This is a genomic window from Beggiatoa leptomitoformis, from assembly GCF_001305575.3.
GTDB classification, from domain to species: Bacteria; Pseudomonadota; Gammaproteobacteria; order Beggiatoales; family Beggiatoaceae; genus Beggiatoa; species Beggiatoa leptomitoformis.
Genome location: NZ_CP012373.2, coordinates 549,591 through 562,851, shown reverse-complemented (window position 1 = coordinate 562,851; position 13,261 = coordinate 549,591). Strand labels below are relative to the sequence as shown.

General features: G+C 40.6%; 14 protein-coding genes. 7 read left to right on the top strand and 7 right to left on the bottom strand.

The window, feature by feature from the left end:
• Positions 1-36 precede the first annotated feature (36 nt).
• Positions 37-3,084 (bottom strand): PAS domain-containing protein, encoded by a 3,048-nt coding sequence (locus AL038_RS02475; RefSeq protein WP_062148520.1) that lies wholly within the window; start codon positions 3,082-3,084, stop codon positions 37-39.
• Positions 3,085-3,457: 373 nt separating this feature from the next.
• Between AL038_RS02475 and ribBA the strand changes: the two genes are divergently transcribed.
• The 4 genes from ribBA (at position 3,458) to AL038_RS02455 (ending at position 6,591) form a co-directional block, all read left to right on the top strand.
• Entirely contained in the window at positions 3,458-4,585 is a 1,128-nt protein-coding gene (gene ribBA / locus AL038_RS02470) for a bifunctional 3,4-dihydroxy-2-butanone-4-phosphate synthase/GTP cyclohydrolase II (RefSeq protein ID WP_062148514.1), read from the top strand.
• Positions 4,582-5,052, top strand: coding sequence for a 6,7-dimethyl-8-ribityllumazine synthase (gene ribH / locus AL038_RS02465; RefSeq protein ID WP_062148511.1), 471 nt, complete (start codon positions 4,582-4,584; stop codon positions 5,050-5,052). Before ribBA ends, ribH begins: the two co-directional genes overlap by 4 nt.
• 67 nt (positions 5,053-5,119) lie before the next feature.
• Positions 5,120-6,187, top strand: a complete 1,068-nt coding sequence (locus AL038_RS02460; RefSeq protein WP_062148508.1) for an Rpn family recombination-promoting nuclease/putative transposase — start codon at positions 5,120-5,122, stop codon at positions 6,185-6,187.
• A 56-nt stretch (positions 6,188-6,243) separates the two neighbouring features.
• On the top strand, positions 6,244-6,591 hold the full coding sequence (locus tag AL038_RS02455) for a FliH/SctL family protein (protein WP_062148505.1): 348 nt from the start codon (positions 6,244-6,246) through the stop codon (positions 6,589-6,591).
• An 81-nt stretch (positions 6,592-6,672) separates the two neighbouring features.
• On the opposite strand, the gene AL038_RS02450 is transcribed toward AL038_RS02455, so the two are convergent.
• The 3 genes from AL038_RS02450 to AL038_RS02440 all read right to left on the bottom strand — a co-directional run bounded on the left by AL038_RS02450 (position 6,673) and on the right by AL038_RS02440 (position 9,918).
• Positions 6,673-7,230, bottom strand: a complete 558-nt coding sequence (locus AL038_RS02450; protein WP_062148496.1) for a flavoprotein — start codon at positions 7,228-7,230, stop codon at positions 6,673-6,675.
• Positions 7,214-8,365 (bottom strand): lipid-A-disaccharide synthase, encoded by a 1,152-nt coding sequence (lpxB, locus tag AL038_RS02445; RefSeq protein WP_062148493.1) that lies wholly within the window; start codon positions 8,363-8,365, stop codon positions 7,214-7,216. Before lpxB ends, AL038_RS02450 begins: the two co-directional genes overlap by 17 nt.
• Positions 8,366-8,562: 197 nt before the next feature.
• Positions 8,563-9,918 (bottom strand): glycerophosphodiester phosphodiesterase family protein, encoded by a 1,356-nt coding sequence (locus AL038_RS02440; protein ID WP_062148491.1) that lies wholly within the window; start codon positions 9,916-9,918, stop codon positions 8,563-8,565.
• Positions 9,919-10,427: 509 nt separating this feature from the next.
• Between AL038_RS02440 and AL038_RS18915 the strand changes: the two genes are divergently transcribed.
• Both AL038_RS18915 and AL038_RS02435 read left to right on the top strand, forming a co-directional pair.
• Complete coding sequence (locus tag AL038_RS18915) at positions 10,428-10,589, top strand: hypothetical protein (RefSeq protein WP_414635099.1); 162 nt, start codon at positions 10,428-10,430, stop codon at positions 10,587-10,589.
• A 495-nt stretch (positions 10,590-11,084) separates the two neighbouring features.
• Positions 11,085-11,303 carry a hypothetical protein gene (locus AL038_RS02435; RefSeq protein ID WP_062148489.1) on the top strand — a complete coding sequence of 73 codons (219 nt, stop codon included), beginning with the start codon at positions 11,085-11,087 and terminating at the stop codon, positions 11,301-11,303.
• Positions 11,304-11,900: 597 nt separating this feature from the next.
• On the opposite strand, the gene AL038_RS02430 is transcribed toward AL038_RS02435, so the two are convergent.
• The 3 genes from AL038_RS02430 to AL038_RS02420 are packed head-to-tail and all read right to left on the bottom strand — an operon-like array spanning position 11,901 to position 12,716.
• Positions 11,901-12,119, bottom strand: a complete 219-nt coding sequence (locus tag AL038_RS02430) for a type II toxin-antitoxin system HicA family toxin (protein WP_062148485.1) — start codon at positions 12,117-12,119, stop codon at positions 11,901-11,903.
• Entirely contained in the window at positions 12,119-12,322 is a 204-nt protein-coding gene (locus AL038_RS02425; RefSeq protein WP_062148482.1) for a type II toxin-antitoxin system HicB family antitoxin, read from the bottom strand. The genes AL038_RS02430 and AL038_RS02425 overlap by 1 nt, the downstream gene beginning before the upstream one ends.
• 34 nt (positions 12,323-12,356) lie before the next feature.
• Positions 12,357-12,716, bottom strand: a complete 360-nt coding sequence (locus AL038_RS02420) for a helix-turn-helix transcriptional regulator (RefSeq protein WP_062148479.1) — start codon at positions 12,714-12,716, stop codon at positions 12,357-12,359.
• Between the two features lie 243 nt (positions 12,717-12,959).
• On the opposite strand from AL038_RS02420, the gene AL038_RS02415 reads away from it, so the two are divergent.
• Entirely contained in the window at positions 12,960-13,196 is a 237-nt protein-coding gene (locus AL038_RS02415) for a hypothetical protein (RefSeq protein ID WP_062148476.1), read from the top strand.
• Positions 13,197-13,261 lie beyond the last annotated feature (65 nt).

Genomic DNA, 13,261 nt, shown 5'->3' with positions numbered 1-13,261 from the left:
GTTATCGCCTAGTTCTGCTGTTTAAAAAGAGCTGTGCTAACCATCAAGATAATTAACAATCCATAAAATGTGGACTTCTTTTTCTTGCTTCACACGGTGGGCGTTGAGTTTGACTTTAAAAATGTGTCCATCATGATGAAACGCATGGTGCGTTTCTTCATAAAAACTGCCATGTGCGCCTGTGTAAAAGCTGAAGTAGTGTCGTGCCACAAAACTCCCACGGCTATCAGAAGGCATAATCTGTTTAATGCTCATTTTTAAGAGTTCTTCAGTTGTGTAGCCAAATAAGTCACAGAACCCTTGATTGACATAAACGATTTTTTCTAGCGAGTTAGTCGCGCATACGGCACTATCAATACTGTTGAGGGCCGCAATTAATAAGCCGTCATTAATCCCCATACTTTGTTCAATTTTTTTGCGAAAAGTCACATCTTCGCCCGTTATCCATTTTGCCCAGCCTGACATAGGAAACTGATTAGAAACGTCTTTCCATGCAATGGTTTTCAGTTTGCTGTCTTTGCAAGTCATATCGTTTTGCCAATAAGGCGAGATATATTGCAAGGGTTTAGTGCGGTAGCTGCGGTATTCGGGTTGTGGATAGAGCATGGCTAATGCACTTGGGTTGCCGACAATGTCTTCAGCAGGAAATCCTGTTACTTGTTCACATTGGCGATTCCACAAGACAATTTGCCCTTTTTCATCAAATGCCATGAGCATAATGGGGATATTTTCCACTAATGAGCGTAAACGACTTTCATTATCGGCTAGTTGTTTTAAAATCTTTTGCCGTTCAGTAACATCCTCACCTGTTCCCCATACGGGAAATCCCGGAATTTTAATTTTACTGTTGACTGACCAAACAATATTTTTATCGCTACCATCTTTACAGCGCACAACCCATTCACCCCGTCTATAGCCGGGGTCTTCTTTTGCAACTCGTTGTACTGCATCTAGCATTTTTTGTCGATATTGGGGGTCGGGGTAAAGTTTTTCTAAGCCGCGCGCGTTGCCTATCATTTCCTTAGCACTATACCCAGTTACTTGTTCGCATTCTTGATTCCAGAGTAAAAAATTGCCCTTAGTGTCTAGGGCATCAACCATTGTGGGTAGGTGTTCAATCACAAACTTTAAATGTACTTCACTTTGTTTTAGACGTTCTTCGCTGGTTTTAAGAATATGCAGTGCTTCTTCTCGCTCTGAAACATCTTCACCAATGCTCCACACAGCAAAACCGGGAATTTTAATCTTGCTATTGACTGCCCATGAAATGGTTTTTTGTATGCCATCATGACAAACGACTGTCCATTCACTGTAATGTATCCCCGGATTTTGTTCTAAAATAAACTGAAAATGCGCAAGCATTTTTTGCCGATAATCCGCATCAGGGTAAAGCAATGTTAAGGCATCAGGGTTGCCAATGATTTCTGCGGCTGAATAACCTGTAATGCGTTCACATTCTCGATTCCATAACACAAACTGGTTTTCCGCATTCACGGCATTAACCATAATCGGCAGATTTTCAATAACAAATTTTAAATGTGCTTCGCTTTCACGCAAAGATTCTTCGCTGCGTTGTAATTGTTGTAACGCTTTTTCCCGCTCGGTCACGTCTTCGCCAATTCCCCACACGGCGAACCCCGGAATTTTAATTTTACTGTTGATAGACCACGCAATGATTTTCTGAGTCCCATCTTTACAAGTCATCTGCCATTCACGGCGACGATAACCCGGATTGGTGTGTAAAACATTACTCAACGCTTCTACTAGCTTTTGTCGGTCATCTACATTGGGGTAAATTTTTTCTAATGCTTGCGGGTTGTGAAGCATTTCGTTGGCGGTATAGCCTGTAATCCGCTCACATTCTCGATTCCAGAGGACAAAATTATATTTTTCGTCCATTGCATCAACCATAATCGGCAAGTTTTCTACAATCATGCGCAAATGCGCTTCACTGTTTTGTAAACTCCGCACCATTTGTTTACGCTGCGTGATATCGGAAGTAAGGGTAACAACAAACGGTTTATTGTATTGTGTCAGCCGACTAACTGTAATTTCCATATCAAAATGATGCCCGTCTTTGTGCCGCCCTTCCCACTCATCATGTGCTAAAAATTGGCTACCGCTAACTGCATCTTGATAAAGTTTTTGTACTTCTTTGTGCAAGCTGTTTGGAAATACGGCTAATAAAGATTGTCCCAATAACTCATTCGGGTGGTAGCCAAACATCTCACAATAAGCAGGATTGACTCTAACAAACCGTCCATTTTTATCCGTTAAACCAATCCCAATTTCGGCAACCTCAAAAATAGCGGTCAATAAAGACTGGTTTTCTCGCAAGGCTTGCTCGACTTTTAAACGTTCCGTAATATCAACAGCAAACCATACGACACCGTCAATATTGCCGTTCGCATTGCGATAGGGAAACTTATCAATCTGTAATGTTCCATTAAGTGTTTCTTGCAAAATACCGCGCTTTGCTTGCCCTGACACCACAATATCCAAATCATCTGCATGATGATGGTCGACATCCTCAGGCATAAGCGTATCCATTGATATACCACTTAATTTATCTGTTGTGGTTTTCCAAAAACGGGCGGCTTGCTGATTAGCACGGATAATCCGATTTTCTTTATCTTTATGCACAATTAATAAAGGCGCGACATCAAACAACGAAGCATATTGATTATCTATCGTATTTGTTGCTGACATAGGCTGGGCTATTTCTTGGCGGGCAACTTCTTCTGTGGTTTCTATGCCGACCGCGTAAAAAGAAAACTCTTTTAAACAGGCGGTAATATGCCAAAGATAAGCCCGATAATAACCTGATTTTTGCAAAATTCGATTAGTAAAAACGGCAGATTCTGCACCTGTAATTAATTTATCTATATAATTTTTAGTAATACTTTTATCTTCTGGATGAATCAAATCCAGATAAAGAAATTCACTTAGCTCTTTGGTTGAATAATGCAGTTCAGTTTCCCAGGCGAGATTGAACTGTCTCAGTCCACCATCAAATCCAATAACACATAACAAGGTTTTACACGTCGTAAAAAAATTGGCGTGATGAAATTCTTTATTTGGCATCGGCTATATCTCGTTGTAACGACCAGATTAAAACAATCAATAAATATGATAACCTAAAAATAAAAATCATTTTTAGAAAAGATAGAATAAATCATGCGTTACTAACTAATTAATACTTATTTTTGTTTCTTATTTGGAAATAAATGCGAATTTAATCGCCGCATTCAAAACACAGTAAACTTCTTGCAGAAGTATAAAGATAAGTTCTATCCCTATTCTAACGACCACATCATTTATTATTGAGTAACATGCCCCAAACATACTGGGGGAATAAATTCGCACCGACCTAGCATTGTCAATGCTATAATTGCGATTTAAATAAATTTCCCTCCCCTCCTCCTTTAGTAGTCGTTTGACTCCACCTACAGTTAATATGTCCTTAAATACCATAGAAGAACTCATAGACGATATTCGTCAAGGAAAAATGGTCATCCTCATGGATGATGAAGATCGTGAGAATGAAGGCGATCTAATTATGGCGGCTGAAAAAGTTCGTGCTGAAGACATTAATTTTATGGCACGCTATGGACGTGGTCTCATTTGCTTACCACTCACTGAAGAACGCTGTAAGCAACTACAACTCCCCTTAATGGTCAGTGACAACCGCACGCCACACGGTACTAACTTTACCGTTTCTATTGAAGCTGCACACGGTGTGACAACAGGCATTTCTGCGGCAGACCGTGCAGTAACGATTCAAGCGGCTGTTGCACCCCATGCAACCCCTACCGACCTTGTACAACCCGGTCATATATTTCCCCTCATGGCGCAACCGGGAGGCGTATTACGACGCGCAGGACATACCGAAGCAGGTTGCGATTTAGCCCGTTTAGCAGGATTAGAACCCGCTTCCGTACTGGTAGAAATCTTAAATGAAGATGGGTCAATGGCACGTCGTCCAGACCTCGAATTATTTGCAAAACAACATAATCTGAAAATTGGTACAGTTGCTGCCTTAATTCAATTTCGCCTTGCTAACGAAAAAACCGTCGAAAAAGTTGCCCATTGTCGTTTACCCACAGAGTTTGGCGAATTTCAATTAGAAGCCTACCAAGACTCCATTGATGGCACACTCCATTTTGCACTGGTTAAAGGAACACCCAAAGCAGAAGAGCCAACACTCGTGCGGGTACATATCACCAATATCCTCTGCGATTTAACCTTTAGCACCCAAAAAGAATGTGGCTGGCCTTTACGCGACGCGCTTCAACGGATTGCAGCGGAAGAAACAGGTATAGTTGTTATCCTGCAACAAACCACTAATGCAAAAAGTATTATCAAAGCCATTCAAGACAATCACAAACGCGAATTAGGCGAAAACCTACCCGCCCAACCATCAACCGATGATTTACGAACCTATGGTTTAGGCGCGCAAATTCTGGCAGATTTAGGTGTACGAAAAATGCGCGTTCTTAGCGCACCCAAAAAAATGCACGGTATTTCAGGGTTTGGATTACAAATTGTTGACTATATTAATCAAGAAGGAACAAGCCACTCATGACAGCCTACACCTTATTAGAAGGCGATTTCACAGCATGTAATGCCCGCTATGCAATTGCTGTGGGGCGTTTTAACGCATTTATTGTGGACAGTTTACTAGAAGGCGCATTAGATGTTTTAAAACGGCATGGGGTTGACGCAACAAATATCACCGTAGCCAAAGTCCCCGGTGCGTATGAAATTCCACTGATTGTGCAACGTCTAGCGGCAAGTAAAAAATACGATGCCATTATTGCCCTTGGTGCAGTCATTCGCGGGGGTACACCTCATTTTGACTACGTTGCGGGTGAATGTACCAAAGGTATTGCAACCGTTGCATTACAACACGACATTCCCATTGCTTTTGGTGTTTTAACAGTTGATAGTATTGAACAAGCTATTGAACGAGCTGGTACTAAGGCAGGAAACAAAGGTGCAGAAGCCGCCTTGTCCGCATTAGAAATGGTAAGTTTATTAAAACAACTGTAGTGCTACCGTTAAAATCCATCTAAATTCTGCAAACTCCCCCAAAAACGGGGGAGAACCTCTTGACACCATGCCCGACCATGACCCCAGTTACAAACGTTTTTTCTCCCACCCCGAAATGGTTAAAGACCTTTTACAAGGCTTTGTCCATGAAACATGGGTTGCTGAATTAGACTTCACCACACTAGAAAAAGTCAGCGGACAATTTATCAGCGACGATTTACGCAGTCGGGATAATGACGTGATTTGGCGTATTCGTTGGCAAAACAAATGGCTCTACGTTTACATTCTCCTCGAATTCCAATCCAGTGTAGATAACTACATGGCAATTCGTCTGATGGTTTATATTGGCTTACTTTATCAAGACCTTATTAAAGCAGGTCTGACCACAGACAAACTCCCCCCTGTATTACCCATCGTTCTGTACAACGGTAATCGTCGCTGGACTGCGCCAGTCAATGTGCAAGACCTGATAGAACCCTCCCCCTTACAAAACTATCAACCCCAGCTACACTATTTACTAATTGATGAGGGAGCTTATAGCACCACTGAATTATCCCGTTTACACAACCTTGTTGCCGCCTTATTTCGGATAGAAAAAGCACGGAATAAAGAAGAAGTTATAGCGGTATTAGAAGCCTTGTTACAATGGCTTAAAGAACCTGAACAAATGGGGATAAGACAAGCTTTTGCCGTGTGGTTGAATCGGGTCTATTTACCGCATCATTTACCCAATACAGAATTACCGAAGCTAATAGATTTACAGGAGATAAATGTCATGTTAGCGGAACGTGTAGCAATATGGTATGAAGAAGGCGTTCAGAAAGGAATGCAGGCTGGGATGCAAGAAGGTCTTCTAAAGGGAATTCAACAAGGTAGAGAAGAAGGCAGAGAACAAGGCAGAGAAGAAGGCAGAGAACAAGGTAGAGAACAAGGATTGATGGAAGGTCAAGCGACAGGCATTAAAAATGCGATGCTGGCTGTTTTAACCATGCGGTTTGGTAAAGTCTCTCCCGTTTTGCAACAAGCCATTAATGATGTTCATGAAATAACACAGCTAGAAGATTTAATGCGACAAGCTGTTATTATTGATTCCTTAACAACTTTTCAGCAACTTATACACTCGACAAATCACTAAACTACTTACCCAATACAGAATTACCGAAGCTAATAGATTTACAGGAGATAAATGTCATGTTAGCGGAACGTGTAGCAATATGGTATGAAGAAGGCGTTCAGAAAGGAATGCAAGCTGGAATGCAGGCTGGGATGCAAGAAGGTCTTCTAAAGGGAATTCAACAAGGTAGAGAAGAAGGCAGAGAACAAGGTAGAGAACAAGGGTTGATGGAAGGTCAAGCGACAGGCATTAAAAATGCGATGCTGGCTGTTTTAACCATGCGATTTGGTAAAGTCTCTCCCGTTTTGCAACAAGCCATTAATGATATTCATGAAATAACACAGTTAGAAGATTTAATGCGACAAGCTGTTATTATTGATTCCTTAACAACTTTTCAGCAACTTATACACTCGACAAATCATTGACATCTCACCTATTGAGGATAACACCGCTTGAAACTGTGTTATCCCTTATTTATTCTGCTTAAGTTTTTACAAAAAACCGCTTCACAATTCTCCCTCGCGCACCTTAATCACTCGTTCCAAATCTGCCAAACTCTTCACTACCGTTGTTCTTTCAAATTCACACAACCGCTCAGTATTTTCTAAATCAATTTTACGTGGATACACTTTTACAATACGGTCAGGTGCTGGGGTTTCCATCACAGGCTCAGTATCACAAGCAAAAACAATTGAGGGAATCAAGCACTTGCCCGCCTGTGCAAAAATGTTCGTGACTAATGTATCAGAAATACCAACGACACATTTAGCCACCGTGTTCGATGTAGCGGGCGCAATGATTAACGTGTGGTAATCTCCCCGATAAAATAAGCCTACGGGCGGTGCGCTAGCGGCAGTATCGCGGAAAATACGCACGCCCTGCTGTTCCTGCCACGCATGGATATGGTGTTCTAGCTCATAAATGCGAAAGACTTCATACGCCGCTTTACTGAAGAAAAAATCAACATTTTGTAATTGATTTGCAAGGGTTAAACACTCGGTTAAATAATGACCTGAGCCAGTAAAAGCCCAAGCAAAACGTGGTTTTTCAGGTTTCGTTGACATAAAGATTACACAGTAAATTAACAATGGCTTGCGCGGCTTGCTCGCTGGCGTTACAACGCAATTGTTGGTGGATTTGGGTATAACGTTGTTGTAGGGCATACACCTCGGCGGGATGTTCTAACCAACCACTAACCGCCTGTCCTAAATTGGCAGGTGTTACCGCATATTGTAAAAATTCAGGGGCTAAGGCTTCATCAGCCAATAAATTCGCCATTGCAAAATACGGCACTTTTACCAATGGCTTAAATAAAAAATAAGTTAAAAATGCAACTTTATACGCAACAACCATCGGGCGTTTACTTAATAGTGTTTCCAAGGTTGCCGTACCCGATGCGGTTAGCACCACATCCGCCGCTGCCATAGCCTCACGGGCGTTGCCGTCGATTAACGTAATGGATAAATGCGGGGCAGTTTGAGTGATTTGTGTCATGACTAGCTGTTGTAAATGTGCATTAGCTATCGGCAAAATAAAATGTAAATCAGGATAATATTGTTGTAACCACTGCGCCGTTTGCAAGAAGATAGTCCCCAACTTTTGCACTTCCCCCTGACGGCTACCGGGTAATAAAGCAATATAGGCACTTGCTTTAGGCAGTTTTAACCATTCACGCGCTGCTTGTTGATTGACTTTTAAAGGCATTTCATCGGCAAGAGGATGTCCAACAAATTGCACATTAACAGGATAAGGACGATAAAAATCGACTTCAAAAGGGAAAATGGATAAGACTAAATCACAGGATTTAATCACTTTTTTCACCCGATAACGTCGCCATGCCCATACCGTTGGGCTGACATAATGCACAGTGGGAATACGCGCTTGTTTTAAATCATATTCTAAGCGGAGATTAAAATCAGGGGCATCGATACCGATAAAAACATCAGGCGGATTGTTTAACCAAGTTTCACGTAACTGGTTGTAACAGCGTTTAATACTACGATAATGTTTGAGGACTTCCACCAAACCCATTACGGATAAGGTTTCTAGCGGGAAATAACTGTGTAAGCCCGCGCTTATCATCTGTTCTCCGCCTATGCCCTCAAACTGCGCATCGGGATAATGCACTTGTAACGCCCTGATTAATCCCGCGCCAAGAATGTCCCCCGACATTTCCCCCGCGACCATTGCAATACGCATGTTTCTTCCATCATGGCTATTCGTGAGGCTGTGAATTTATCACTTTTGCAGACAAGCGGACAATGGGAGATTATGAAGAATACAGCGCGGAGGAAAAACAAATACCCCCCTTTAGAAAAAGGGAGGCAAGGGGATTTTTGCGGATATTTTAAAATATAATCGTTCTAAAACCCTGCTTTTTCAGAGCAGGGCGATTTCTATAAACCCATACAATTTGCGTAATAAGTGACGGTTGCGGGCCAATCGGAGAAAATACCACGAATACCGACTTGTTTGGCTAAAACATCCAGAAATACCATCATATCACCATCATTATTAATCACATTATTGATAGATTGATAATACCAACCACCGCCCGTTTTTAACGGACCAGAGCGTTCTAATGTCCATGTGATAATGTCTAAACCCAACGCTTTAGCTTTTTTTGCATAGTCAGAGGGAATAATCTGTTGATTACTGTCTGTTGTTACCAACATCCAAGTGGGTGGAGCAACAATTTTTACACCTTGTGCAACTAATTCAGGCAAACGAGCCGTTGAGGCATCTACGCCGTCCATTGTTTCCAACTCGTCCAAAAAGACCGCCTGTTGTCCAAAATCAGGTTCGTTTTTTATCCAATATAAAATATCTGCTAAATTAAAAGATTGCGGAAAAACTTGGCTAGCAGGTACACCCGCTGCCTTATATTCATCAATCAATTGCTGTGCGTATTGAGATTGCGTATAAGTGCCTTCAAACGGCATGGTTACGCTCGCACTTTTTAATTCAGGAGTCATTTTTACCCCTAATTGTTTAAATAATGCAATGCTCTCCGCGTGAGTCATGACAGTGCCACACGTCGCGTATGAATCTGTGCGCCAGTCGGGAGTACCGCCTAAATATTCTGCAACCGTTGTTGCTTTAGGATTGCTCGCATCCATTTTGCCACACAAGGATTTAAACTCTTCTAACGTTATATCGCTGGTACAACATGTTGCGCTGGCAGGCGTGCCATTCGCTACATCCGCAGGGGTGAAAGGAACGGAACATTTAGCCGCCAACGGTGTCGCTAATATATTGGTTGTGGTGTGTAAATCACATTGAGAATGACGACACACTAATTGTTTATCTTTGGTAAATGTCGCATCACACTCGATAATACCTGCACCCATTCGTGCAGCCGCAACGTAGGATTCTTTTGTATGTTCAGGGAACTGCATCGCAGCCCCACGATGACCGATAGAAAACTCAGTTTTCTTTAACGGGGTTTCATTGCATTGTTGCAATTTAATTTTTAACGCGCTGGCCTCCATGTCCTCAATTAAATAGAAGGGACGCACACCCACTTGAATATTACGCGGTGCGGTTTCGCTTAAAAGCGTTGCGTTTGTCACCGTAAAATTCAAATCGGTGAGATTTTGCATATCAATGGAGAATAACGTACCTGATACATCACCAACCACTTGTAATTTAGGGATATGTACAGCCCCTGTTTCTGTGTTATATAACACTTCATTGTCAGCCAATAGCAAATGACTGAATAAACTTAACGCGAATAGTAAAGTTACTCTCATGAATAGTTCCTCGAGATTAAAAAAATTTAAATAAAATCGTTATTGATTTTATAAATTCTTTGTGTCTATTCGGTGACAAGCACGGGTTAATTTTGCTATTGAAATAATTGAAAATTTTTTATAGTCTGAGGTGTTGAGTCGCTATAGCTTTGACGAACGGCTTAACAGAGGGAATAAAAATAAGGTTTTGGATTTTTCTATTTGAAGACCGAAAAAACGATGTTTATTCGCTATAATCGGTGGAAGTGTTGTGTGGATTTTTTCTTGTTCTGTGGGTTTATTAAAAAACTGAATAATCTAACAGGGAATGCTGACACCTAACTTTTAATGAGGAACATTGCAAGGAATCGTGATTTAGAGGAAAAAACCGATTTTTAAAGTACGTTTTGAATTGAACACGACTGAGCAATTTTCCATAAAATGAGAGGAAATCCTTTAAAATCAAGAAGAGAGTTCTACTTTTCGAGGTATCGAAAAAGCGGAGATTTATGAAAAATGGTTGCTTGTAAATGATTGATTTAATACATAAAAAATCTATGCAAAAAGTGTGCAAAAGAGTTCTACTTTTTGAACGAATTTTTAGTGAAAAATATGGCTTGCAACTCAGCGAAAAATATGTGATTATTTTAACCATCGGGGTTGCAGCCTTACTCGCCAATGCAGGCGATTGAAACCGATATACAAAACCCACTACATCAGCATCTTGTTGCAGCCTTACTCGCCAATGCAGGCGATTGAAACATGGTGTTTTGTTCTTCAAGGAATTGTTCCATGTTGCAGCCTTACTCGCCAATGCAGGCGATTGAAACGCCCCCCAAGTCTTCAATCAATGATGGGTAGTTGCAGCCTTACTCGCCAATGCAGGCGATTGAAATGAAAAACCTCAGTACACTTAAAAAGTGCTGAGGTTTTTTTTATGCCTATTGCTTTATTCCCTATTGGCAACTACAGGGAATTTGTCCGCTGTTTCCGTGATTATCAGAAGACATATTAAAAGAATTAAAGCTGCGCAAAAAAGATGAACAACCCAGAAAAATAAGTGTTTCCAATTGGATACACGCTACACGGTTTTTTGAGGAATGAAAACCTGCCGAACAAATCCGCGCGTTCGCGCTGGGCGCAAATCGCGCGGACTTGCTCAGCAGGTTTGAAGAAAAGATTACAATTTGCTTGGTACAATCCGTGATGCCTCATCTTTAGATATTCCCAATATCGTACCCGGTGAATGTTCTCTACTTCCCAAGTTTTCCATTCCTTTAGGTTCTAGCACTTACACCCCAGATTTTTCAGAACAATCGTATTGCGACTTTTTCACCGCATTAGCCAGTTTTTTTATTTTTATGGTGGTTCTCTCGGCTATTTTTATCACCTTAACCAAAGGCTAGAAAATGCAAGAATTGATAGATTTTCTTTATGCTGGACTCGTCGCCATTTTTGCGGGTCTAGGTGATTTGCTTTTATCTATCTATTTTAGTTTGATGTTGTTTTTAATTGATATTTTGTGGGATTCCTAAGTATTCTACAATCATTTCTAACACCTCATCGGCTTTATCTGCTGGGACTGTGCGTAGATATTCATCAAACTACTGAATTGCAACATTGTTTTATAAAACAATGACCTGCTTTTTGCAATTTCCTTTGTGTTGACTTTATCTATCAGCCACAACAGAACCTTGTTTGAAGAAAACTATTTAAACGGGTTTCTAATACAAGTTAGTTTATTAACATAAGCTACTATTTCATCTATGTCTTTTCAGCTTTATCTATAATCGCCTGTTTTTCTGCAACCGTCTTTTACTTCGTTTGATTCAATTAACTCAACGTGTTATTTCATGATGTAAATACCCATGAACATAATGGTCATCATGGCAATAAATAAGACTTTTTCTTTCATGCAGTTTCTCCTGTGTAGTTAAGCGGTTTTCCGTTCACGCTCAATTGCCGTTATTTGCCTTTAGGTTTCCGACAGATTTCAAATACAATCAAGCTTTGATAAATTCATCAACGGTTATATCAGCAACACGAATTAATCCGCGCAATGTTCCTCGTGCAACTTCAGGATGATTAGGAACAACTAATAATGCTGGGTGTCCTTCCTTATTCATCATGATATGGCTACCCGTTTGCCGTCTAATAATCCATCCTAACCGTTGAAATTTTTTAATAACCTCTGAAGCACTTAATGCAGGAACAGGGGGCATTAGGCAACCTCTACTTGGCAAACTTTGCGCTGGCTGTGCATGTTCAATTCTTGTTTGACTTCAAGATACAGCTTAATCGCATCCTTGATATTGTTTAAAGCCTCCTCTTGCGTTTTACCTTGGCTAAAACATCCTAATAACTCAAGACATTCAGCAACCCATATACCATCTTCATCTGGTTCAAAAACAACGGTGTAATACATAAAACTATCCTCTTTTTAAGTATATAAAGTGAATTTAAGCCGTTTTCCGTTCGAGTTGGTCAATTCTTTTTTTCATTTCAGCAAACCGTTTTTCATCTTCAATAACCGCATAAACTTTTTGTTTCTGGCTATCGTCAAGATTTTCTATCATCTCAATTATGGCTTGGGTTTTAGGCTTGTTCACATTTGTGAGTTCTTTTCCCGTCAATAACCAGTCCAAAGATACATTGTCACGTTTAGATATTTCTACACAAATTTTATAAGGTACAGTGTCACGAGTACGCCAATTAGATATGGTGCTTGTACCTATATTAAGTTTTCTAGCTAGTTCAGCATCATTTTTTACATTATGTAGTTGATATAAACGCTCAAGTACTTCAGTTGTATCGCTCATGATAAAAAAACTCACTTTTGTGTTGACAGATTCCCCATGTATGAGCAATCTATACCTGTAAGCGTAATAATTACACTTACACAAGATTATATAGCTAGATTAGTTAATTAGCTAAAAGAAGCTATGTAAGTGTAATGATTACACTTACAGTGCTGATTTAAGTTAAACCAATAGCTTACAAAAAAGCGGGAATGTAAGCGTAACGATTACACTTACACCTAAATTATACGTAGGAAATACCCTATGAACAAAGAATCGATGCTTGAACAACTGCGCGATGAGTTTGGCACGATACAAGAAGCCGCCGAATACTTTCACACATCGCGGGTATTACTCTATCAAAGCATAGACGGAAAGGGAGCGCGCGCGGTTCGGGTAGCCCTAGCAAAATACTTTAATGCTTACCCTTCTGATATATGGCAAGACGGAACAGATACACGGGTACTAGACGACTATCAAATGACGGAGACAAGACAATGATAACTAGAGCGTGTCATCAAATAGTAAAAAGTGTTATATTATAGGTATATACCCAGATATCGCCA

Bases quoted from the DNA above. Each gene is read 5' to 3' on its own strand.
- AL038_RS02420 (WP_062148479.1), bottom strand. From the start codon at position 12,716: ATGAGCGATACAACTGAAGTACTTGAGCGTTTATATCAACTACATAAT.
- lpxB (WP_062148493.1), bottom strand. From the start codon at position 8,365: ATGCGTATTGCAATGGTCGCGGGGGAAATGTCGGGGGACATTCTTGGC.
- ribH (WP_062148511.1), top strand. From the start codon at position 4,582: ATGACAGCCTACACCTTATTAGAAGGCGATTTCACAGCATGTAATGCC.
- AL038_RS02450 (WP_062148496.1), bottom strand. From the start codon at position 7,230: ATGTCAACGAAACCTGAAAAACCACGTTTTGCTTGGGCTTTTACTGGC.
- AL038_RS02475 (WP_062148520.1), bottom strand. From the start codon at position 3,084: ATGCCAAATAAAGAATTTCATCACGCCAATTTTTTTACGACGTGTAAA.
- AL038_RS02455 (WP_062148505.1), top strand. From the start codon at position 6,244: ATGTTAGCGGAACGTGTAGCAATATGGTATGAAGAAGGCGTTCAGAAA.
- AL038_RS02425 (WP_062148482.1), bottom strand. From the start codon at position 12,322: ATGTATTACACCGTTGTTTTTGAACCAGATGAAGATGGTATATGGGTT.
- AL038_RS02440 (WP_062148491.1), bottom strand. From the start codon at position 9,918: ATGAGAGTAACTTTACTATTCGCGTTAAGTTTATTCAGTCATTTGCTA.
- AL038_RS02460 (WP_062148508.1), top strand. From the start codon at position 5,120: ATGCCCGACCATGACCCCAGTTACAAACGTTTTTTCTCCCACCCCGAA.
- ribBA (WP_062148514.1), top strand. From the start codon at position 3,458: ATGTCCTTAAATACCATAGAAGAACTCATAGACGATATTCGTCAAGGA.
- AL038_RS18915 (WP_414635099.1), top strand. From the start codon at position 10,428: ATGATTGATTTAATACATAAAAAATCTATGCAAAAAGTGTGCAAAAGA.
- AL038_RS02415 (WP_062148476.1), top strand. From the start codon at position 12,960: ATGAACAAAGAATCGATGCTTGAACAACTGCGCGATGAGTTTGGCACG.
- AL038_RS02430 (WP_062148485.1), bottom strand. From the start codon at position 12,119: ATGCCCCCTGTTCCTGCATTAAGTGCTTCAGAGGTTATTAAAAAATTT.